1 protein-coding gene is annotated in these 579 nt (G+C 59.9%); it reads left to right on the forward strand.

Annotation, left to right across the window (positions count from 1 at the left end; translation table 11 throughout):
• Nucleotides 1–25: 25 nt before the first annotated feature.
• A partial coding sequence (gene fepB / locus RE027_RS18030) for a Fe2+-enterobactin ABC transporter substrate-binding protein (protein WP_368809672.1) occupies nt 26–579 on the forward strand: 554 nt, incomplete at its 3' end.

Genomic DNA, 579 nt, shown 5'->3' on the forward strand with positions numbered 1-579 from the left:
TTCAACAAAAACAGGATGCCGCTCTGTGAAACTCCCTGCCGTTTGCCGTAATGCCTTTCTTTTAACAGGACTTTTTGTTTTAGGACTAACCTCAGCGACGGCCGCCGACTGGCCGCGTCAGGTCACAGACAGCCGCGGCGTACATACGCTTGAGAGCAAACCGACGCGCATTGTCTCCACCAGCGTGACCCTAACCGGCTCCCTGCTGGCCATTGACGCCCCGGTTATTGCCAGCGGAGCCACCACGCCAAACAACCGCGTGGCGGATGCACAGGGCTTTTTACGTCAGTGGGGCGATATCGCGAAACAGCGTAAGGTTGCCCGGCTGTACATCGGCGAGCCGAGCGCCGAAGCGGTCGCGGCCCAGATGCCGGACCTGATTTTGATCAGCGCCACCGGCGGGGATTCCGCGCTGGCGCTCTACGATCAGCTTTCCGCCATCGCCCCGACGCTTATCATTAACTACGACGACAAAAGCTGGCAGGAACTGCTGACCCAGCTGGGGACGATCACCGGGCAGGAAACACAGGCCGCAGAGCGCATCGCTGCCTTCGATAAACAGCTCGCCCAGGTGAAGCA

Origin of the sequence: Kocuria sabuli (assembly GCF_040981185.1) — a bacterium.
GTDB classification, from domain to species: domain Bacteria; phylum Actinomycetota; class Actinomycetes; order Actinomycetales; family Micrococcaceae; genus Kocuria; species Kocuria sabuli.